The 7,187-nt window shown below is 35.6% G+C and carries 7 protein-coding genes; all 7 read left to right on the forward strand.

Going from position 1 to position 7,187, the window contains the following annotated elements; genetic code table 11:
- Positions 1-510 precede the first annotated feature (510 nt).
- The 7 genes from EGH73_RS07220 to EGH73_RS07250 all read left to right on the forward strand — a co-directional run bounded on the left by EGH73_RS07220 (position 511) and on the right by EGH73_RS07250 (position 7,170).
- On the forward strand, positions 511-966 hold the full coding sequence (locus EGH73_RS07220; protein ID WP_123281284.1) for a MarR family winged helix-turn-helix transcriptional regulator: 456 nt from the start codon (positions 511-513) through the stop codon (positions 964-966).
- A gap of 83 nt (positions 967-1,049) precedes the next feature.
- The gene (locus EGH73_RS07225) at positions 1,050-2,357 is read left to right on the forward strand and encodes a TolC family protein (RefSeq protein WP_123281285.1); all 1,308 of its coding nucleotides are present in this window, start codon (positions 1,050-1,052) and stop codon (positions 2,355-2,357) included.
- 29 nt (positions 2,358-2,386) lie between these two features.
- Complete coding sequence (locus EGH73_RS07230) at positions 2,387-3,547, forward strand: HlyD family secretion protein (RefSeq protein ID WP_123281286.1); 1,161 nt, start codon at positions 2,387-2,389, stop codon at positions 3,545-3,547.
- A 3-nt stretch (positions 3,548-3,550) separates the two neighbouring features.
- Entirely contained in the window at positions 3,551-5,098 is a 1,548-nt protein-coding gene (locus EGH73_RS07235) for an MFS transporter (protein ID WP_123281287.1), read from the forward strand.
- Between the two features lie 113 nt (positions 5,099-5,211).
- Positions 5,212-6,072: a universal stress protein gene (locus EGH73_RS07240; RefSeq protein ID WP_052769096.1), complete on the forward strand. Its 861-nt coding sequence runs from the start codon at positions 5,212-5,214 to the stop codon at positions 6,070-6,072.
- A 10-nt stretch (positions 6,073-6,082) separates the two neighbouring features.
- Positions 6,083-6,913 (forward strand): universal stress protein, encoded by an 831-nt coding sequence (locus tag EGH73_RS07245; RefSeq protein WP_002978197.1) that lies wholly within the window; start codon positions 6,083-6,085, stop codon positions 6,911-6,913.
- An 8-nt stretch (positions 6,914-6,921) separates the two neighbouring features.
- Complete coding sequence (locus EGH73_RS07250) at positions 6,922-7,170, forward strand: RteC domain-containing protein (RefSeq protein WP_245985463.1); 249 nt, start codon at positions 6,922-6,924, stop codon at positions 7,168-7,170.
- Positions 7,171-7,187: the final 17 nt, after the last annotated feature.

Raw genomic sequence — 7,187 nt, forward strand, 5'->3', positions numbered from 1 at the left:
CAAAAGCTCCGCAAATCCCGAAACTTCACGCTTTGCCTGATTGATGATTTTGTTTTCTCTAAGCGCTTCTACACTCTTTTTTTTGTTGCCATTTTACTGATTTTTAATTAGTTTTACAAAGTAACTAAATATAGCGCTGAGAAAGCTACCGAAGGTTTAGTTCAACATAGTATTGGCAAAATGCGGGGAGAAGTCGCAGTAGAAATATTTGTCACATTTAGTCGCCAAATATTTTTCCGTTCACAATTTTTTAATTAATTTAGTTCACGGGAAAAATATTGGCTTCGTTTGGTCATAATTGAACTTTTCGTCCAATTAAGTCCCGCACTTCGCCAATACTTTTCCCGTTGCCAGCAACCCTACTGAACGATATCATTAACACCAACAGACCAAATCCAAACAGCGGCCATTTTTTAACGACAAACAAACAATTTAAAAAAAAACAGTTTGAAATCAAATTATTTTTAAATAAATAGTTTGAAATCAAACTATTTATCATATCTTTGCCGAATGAAAATTAAAGACTCAAAGGATTTGGTTAGAATTTCGCAACTGATGGAAGTGACTCGGGACATCAGAAAAGGTGCGAGACAGCATTTTATGAAAAAAATGAAAGAACACAAAATTGATGTAACGATTGAAATGCTTGAAGTTTTGTATGTGCTTTGGAAGAAAGATAACATCAACCAACAGGTAATTGTGAGTGAAACCAATCGCAACAAAGCAAGCCTTACATCCTTGATTGATAAGTTGACATCTCGTGGTTTGGTGCAACGAAATTCCGACCCGACAGACAGGCGGAACAATCTGATTGCACTTACTAAAGAAGGCGAAAAGTATCAGGAAAAATTAATGCCCATAATGGCAGAAGTGTATCAATCTCTTCAAAGCGATATTTCTTCACAAGAACTTGAAACTGCCATTGCCGTGTTACAAAAAGTAAATCAAAAAATGGTGGAACTCTAAAAAATGGCTGATGTAGCTCAATCCTATTTTTTTGAAATAATAGTTCGAATACAAACAGTATTACATTAAATTAAAATAAAAAAATGAAGATAAAATCAATCATAGCGGTATTACTAACAACCATCAGCATAAATACCGCTTTTGCTCAAAGCGAGCGAAAAATTTCGGTAGAAGAATTATTCGCTTTGACAAAAGAAAACCACCCGAATTTAGCCGTGTCAAAAGCCGACATCACTATTGCAAAACAAAAGGTTGAAGTTGCTAAAAATGCACAGTTACCAAGCATTAACGCTGGTGTTCAGGCATATTATTTAGGCGATGTAAATATCATCGACAAGGATTTTTCTAATTCCACACGAGTAGATATGCCACATTTTGGCAACACTTTTTCGGTAGATGCAAGTCAGTTGATTTGGAAAGGCGGTTTGGTGCAAAACAGCATTAAAGCACAATCACTTCAAGAAGAACTTACAGAACTGAACTATCAGGCAAACGAACAGACTATCAAACTTTTGGTATTGGGTTACTACTTGGATTTATATAAGTTGATTAACCAAAAAAAAGTTTATCAGCAAAATATACAATTAGCCGTACAGCGTTTAGATAATATCAACAAATATTACAATCAGGGAATGGTTACACGAAACGATGTAATTCGAGGCGAATTGCAACTTTCTAATCTGAATCTTGCTTTGCAAGTAATAGAAAACAACCGACAAATTCTCAACAAACAACTTACAACGGCATTAGGATTGGCTGATACAACAGAAATTTTGCCAGATGATACGCTTTTAGAAAATATGCCAAATATTACTTTTCTCGAAAATTACAGACAAGATGTCCAAAACCACCCAACTGTTTTGATGACACAAAAAGCAGTAAACATCTACGAAATATCCGAAAAAATTACCAAAGCTGAACGTTTGCCATCATTATCAGCATTTGCGGGAAACCGCCTGGCTCGCCCTATTACAACTTCTACACCACCGTTAGATATGTACACAAACGGCTGGAGTGCCGGACTTTCACTCAATTTCAACATTGATGCTTTTTATAAAACACCTAAGAAAATAAAACAAGTGAAGTTTGAAAAAGACAAAGCCATTGCACAGGCAAATGAAGCACGACAAATGATTGACATTTCTGTAAATGCCGCTTATATCAAATACAACGAAGCACTTACACAAAACAATACGCTTGGAACAAACAAAAATTTGGCAGATGAAAATTATCGCATAATGAATAGTAAATACAACAATCAATTAGCCATTTTATTGGATTTGATTGATGCAAGTAACCAAAAATTAGATGCAGAATTGCAGTTTGCCAATTCAGAAATCAACATCATTTATGCGTATTATAAATTATTGAAAGAAAGCGGAAAACTATAATCAACTAACAATCAAAAAAAGAAAATAATATGTCGCAGAATACAGAAAACAACAATTCGGAAAATACACAAAATACCGAACAGCAAAAAACAGCAAAAAAAACTGTTGCAAAAAAGAAACCCAATAAAAGAGCAAAAATCATCAATTATTTAGTGCTGATTTTGGTGCTTGTCGGACTTTTCTGGGTAGTAAAAGCATATTTCAACATTGGGAACGACCGATATACCAATGCTTCGCAAGTAGAATCGTTCATCAACCCAATCAATACAAGGGTTTCGGCTTACATCAAAGAAATCCGTTTCATCGAACACCAATATGTAAAGAAAGGCGACACTTTAATGATTTTGGACGACCGTGAAATTCAAACACAACTCGGACAAGCGGAAGCCGCTTATATGTCTGCATTAGCATCAAAAAACGCTGTTTCAAATTCGGTTAAAACAGCATCAAACAATGTAAATACAGCAACATCTAACGCACAATCAGCAAAGGCAAGTATTGAAGCTACAAAAGCACGCTTGTGGAATGCAGAACAAAATTACAAACGCTACAAAAATTTGCTGAAAGATGAAGCTGTAACACGCCAGCAATTTGACCAAATAAAAAGTGATTATGAAGCACAAAAAGCTCAATTGGAAGCTCAAATTTCGCAATATCAAGCCGTAGTAAACGCCAAAACCACAAGCGAACTTTCGGTAAACGAAGTGCAATCGAGATTAGGAATGAACGATGCCGAAATTAAACGAACAGAAAACGCTTTGGAAATGGCAAAACTCAACTTGTCATACACTGTAATTACCGCACCACACGATGGAATTATGGGTAGAAGAACGGTAAACATAGGGCAATTATTAAATCCAAGCCAACAGGTTGCTACCATTGTGGACATCAATAATTTGTGGATTACTGCCAATTACCGTGAAAAGCAAATGGAAAATGTAACAATTGGTGGATTGGCAAAAATAAAAGTAGATGCACTGGGTGGAAAAGAATTTGAAGGGAAAATTACGGCAATTTCAGGTGCAACAGGTGCAAGATATTCGGCTGTTCCGGTGGACAATTCCACAGGAAATTTCGTAAAAGTCCAACAACGTATTCCGGTGCGCATTGAATTTACCGAAAACAACAAACCCGAAGATTTGAAACTCTTGCGTGCAGGTATGAATGTGGAAGTTACCCTAAAAAAATAAAAAATGTATAATAAAAGTCCTTTTGCTGATTGGGTTCCAAAACCGCTAATGCTTTTGCTCATTCTCGTGATACTTTTCCCGATAGTGTCCATTAACGGTGTTTATACAAGTAACGCTACCGATTTATCGGGTGCATTGGCAACGTATTCGGAATACGTTGCATTGGCAAACAACGCAGGAGTTATTGGTATGGGACTTTCTATGGTGATTGCCTTGCGCATAAAAATGCGTTTTCGTTCAAAGGAAATCATAACAGTAAGCTGTATAATGCTTGCATTATTGTCTTATATGTGCGGAACAACAGAAAATCCTTGGGTTTTGGTTGCAGGAAGTTTTTTGATTGGTTTCTTCAAATTTTTTCCATTAATAGAAATGATATTACCTATAATGTTCATTTTATCTCCAACAGGAGACAAAGGTAGATTTTATGCTATTTTTTATCCTCTTGTAATAGGTTTCGGACAGTTTTTTGGCTATAAAATGGCATTGTTTACTTTTGAAAGCAATTACCAGGCGCCTTATTTTTTGATGTCGGCAATGATGTTGCTCATCGCAACAATATCGCTTATTTTCCAACACAACCAAAGGTTTTGCTTCAAAAAACCATTGTATCAAATAGATTGGCTTTCTTTGGTTCTGTTGGGTTCTTCGGCTATGTTCTTTAATTACTTTTTTGTGTTTATGCGTCAGCAAGGTTGGTTCATATCACCTTATATTATAGGCTCGTTAATAAGTGGTGTTATACTATTAGCATTGACCATTTACCGTCAAAAATTTCTGAAACGAAAAATGATAAAATTCAATTTTTTCGTAGAAAGAGAAAATGTAAAGCACGGTTTTGTTTTGTTGCTGTTTTTGGGTGTTTATCTTGCAAGTACAAGCATTTATTCACAATATACACTTGGTGTTTTGGGCTACAATAATTTAATCAATGCTCACACCGATTTATATATGATTTACGGAATAGTGATAGCGGGTGTCATTGCATTTTTCCACTTCAAAAAGAATTGGAATGTGAAATACTATATTGCAGGAGGATTTATCGCTTTTTTCTTGCATACGCTTTGTCTTTATTTAATCATTCAACCACAGATGAACATCGAATATCTTAATTATTCTATGATTTTGAAAGGTTTGGGAATGGGTATTTTGTTCATAGGAATTTGGTTTTACGCTTCTTTAGATTTAGAAATGGACGATGTGTTCGGAGTATTGAGCATTTTGATTATGGTAAGGACGTTTTTTGCAACAGCTATCGGAAGTGCCATTATCGGTTGGGCAGTTTATCAAGGACAATGGCAAAGTTTGAGCGATATGTCCAACTATTTAGACATAGGCGACATTCCAAACGGAATGGCAATTTATCAAAACATCAGTTTGAACGCTGTAATGGCTTCGGGAAAAATTGTTTTGGGTGCATTGTGTTGGTTTACCATTCCTGTAATGATTTATGTAATGACACATCATTACGGACAATTCAATTACAGACGATTGGCACTTTTCAGAAAAGTGTTAAGGGGAAGTTCTATAAGAGGTTATCGTTTATCTTAATACAAATTATTATGAAATGAAGCATAAGAAAATATTCATTTCCATACCCAAAACAATGAATATTTTCTTATGCGAAATTCCATCTGACCATTAAAAACAATAAAAATAAACAGATGAAAAAAATACTTTTTCTGACAGATTTTTCAGAAGTAGCAAAGAACGCATTTTTATATGCCCTATCGCTTGCAGATAATTTTAACTCGGAATTGCACATACTGCATATTACACCTATTATTGAACCGAAGACGGACGAGGAACGCTATCGGGTACACCCTTTGGCACAGATGTTCAACGATTCGCTGGAAAATGATGAGTGGAACGAATTTAAGACAGAAGCAAAAAAATTGGAGCAGTTGGCTCATAACAACAATAAGCTCCACGTTCCCGTAGAGTTCCATTTTGAAAATGGCTATTTCCAAGATGTAATTGAGAGCCATATCGTAGAAAAATCAATTGACCTGATTGTAATGGGTACGTCGGGGAATAACACTATAGACAAAAAACTGTTCGGCTCGCACGCAGTGAGGCTGATTGACAGTGGTTTTGATATACCGATATTGGCAGTGCCTGCAAAAGCCGTTTTTACCTCTACGGGGGCGTTTGCCGCTGCGGTAATGCTCGTTGAAAATGAATGTGTCATTATCAGGCGGATTGCCACAAAACTCTCCCCGTCAGAGACACCTTTAAAATGTGTACACATAGTCGATACAGAAGAAAAAGCTATGGCTGCACAACAAAAGAAAGCACATTGGCTTACAAATTTTGAGGGTCTTGATGTTCAGGTGGATATTGTTATTGATACGGATATAGAAGACGGCTTGACAAAGTATGTAGAAGATAACTATATCAATATCCTAAGCATCATACATAGACAATTACCCTTTATGAAAAGATTGTTCAATATAAACCATAGTAAAAGGCTGCTACGTCTTTCTGAAACGGCAATGCTGATATATAATGTAGAAGATAAATAAAACATTTGTTATGGAAATAAAACCAAAAATTCTTTTGCCTGTTGATTTTTATTCAACATCAGACAATACTTTCTTATATGCAATAGCATTTGCAGAACAGTTCAATGCAGATGTTCATATACTAACCGTGTTGGAAGATACGGCTGAACCGGAACAAAACAATCAATTCAGAAAAGGGCTGAAAGAACGTGAAATAGAACTGTTCTATCAACAGATAAAAAGCTATAAGAATACTTCGGAAGTAAACCTTTCTTTCGGACTGACAAAGGAAAGTTTCACGGACGCAATCATTAACTATTTACAGAACAACGCGATAGATTTCCTGATAATCGGATATGACACCAACGGAATAAAATCCAATTCACAAATTAGGCAGGAAATATCAGAGAAGAATTATAAAGTCAATGTGCCGATTATCATCGTTCCGGAAAAAGCTACTTTCAGTATAGAAAACAATATCGCTTTCGATGTACGACTACATAGTGAAGAATGTGAATTATTGAAAAAGCTCGCCGTTGATTTCAACAAAAAAGGCAGGTTAGTGCATTGTATACATATAGCAGACTCCCAAAAATCGTTTAACGAGGCGGTAGCTAAAAAAGATGCTTGGCTGAATAAGATTAATCAGACCAACCTAAGTTTGGATATACTCTTATCCAAAAATATAATGAACGGGCTAAAGAAGATAATTGAGAAATATAATATTCAGGTGCTCACTATGATAAACAGTTCTGCTAATGAAATCCAGACCTTGCTAAGAACACAGGTGGAAGCCCTTACTGTGCTAAGTCCCAAAGCAGTTTATGTTTATATTTCTACTAATCAAAGAATTGATTTTTAAATGGTATTATGCTGGATAAATTTTATAATGAAACACTACATAAACTGGAAACGGCTATCAACGAATTGGAGATTGAAGCAGATAATTGCTCGATACAACGAGTTGAAGCCATAATTCAACTTATTATCCAAACCCTGTCCAAATTAAAGGAGTATGTTTTAAAACGAGGGTTTAAAAATACTGATGAGGAAATCCATTTTTTCAAACATCAGAAACCTGTCATTGTTTCAAAGCTGATTTATTACAATGCTATCTAGTCTCTCCTTAAACCACC

It is taken from the genome of Epilithonimonas hominis, from assembly GCF_003730015.1.
GTDB classification, from domain to species: Bacteria; Bacteroidota; Bacteroidia; order Flavobacteriales; family Weeksellaceae; genus Epilithonimonas; species Epilithonimonas hominis.

Bases quoted from the DNA above. Each gene is read 5' to 3' on its own strand.
- EGH73_RS07250 (WP_245985463.1), top strand. From the start codon at position 6,922: ATGCTGGATAAATTTTATAATGAAACACTACATAAACTGGAAACGGCT.
- EGH73_RS07220 (WP_123281284.1), top strand. From the start codon at position 511: ATGAAAATTAAAGACTCAAAGGATTTGGTTAGAATTTCGCAACTGATG.
- EGH73_RS07230 (WP_123281286.1), top strand. From the start codon at position 2,387: ATGTCGCAGAATACAGAAAACAACAATTCGGAAAATACACAAAATACC.
- EGH73_RS07225 (WP_123281285.1), top strand. From the start codon at position 1,050: ATGAAGATAAAATCAATCATAGCGGTATTACTAACAACCATCAGCATA.
- EGH73_RS07245 (WP_002978197.1), top strand. From the start codon at position 6,083: ATGGAAATAAAACCAAAAATTCTTTTGCCTGTTGATTTTTATTCAACA.
- EGH73_RS07240 (WP_052769096.1), top strand. From the start codon at position 5,212: ATGAAAAAAATACTTTTTCTGACAGATTTTTCAGAAGTAGCAAAGAAC.
- EGH73_RS07235 (WP_123281287.1), top strand. From the start codon at position 3,551: ATGTATAATAAAAGTCCTTTTGCTGATTGGGTTCCAAAACCGCTAATG.